The organism is Methylorubrum sp. POS3, assembly GCF_043352485.1.
Classification (GTDB): Bacteria; Pseudomonadota; Alphaproteobacteria; order Rhizobiales; family Beijerinckiaceae; genus Methylobacterium; species Methylobacterium suomiense.
Map to the genome: position 1 here is coordinate 1 of NZ_JAPRBT010000036.1, position 257 is coordinate 257.

Here is a 257-nt window from a genome sequence, read left to right on the forward strand (position 1 = left end):
GCGTGGTCGAGCTGACGGTGGCGCTGCACCACGTGTTCGACACCCCCGACGACCGCATCGTCTGGGACGTCGGCCACCAGTGCTACCCGCACAAGATCCTCACCGGACGGCGCGACCGCATCCGCACCCTGCGCCAGGGCGGCGGCCTGTCGGGCTTCACCAAGCGCTCGGAGAGCGCGTACGACCCGTTCGGCGCGGCCCATTCCTCGACCTCGATCTCGGCCGCGCTCGGCATGGCGGTCGCGCGCGACCTCGCC

1 protein-coding gene is annotated in these 257 nt (G+C 72.4%); it reads left to right on the forward strand.

All coding sequences use genetic code 11. The annotated features are described in order from the left end of the window. On the forward strand, nt 1-257 hold a 257-nt coding region (locus OWC43_RS23405; protein ID WP_393958686.1), incomplete at both ends, for a 1-deoxy-D-xylulose-5-phosphate synthase N-terminal domain-containing protein.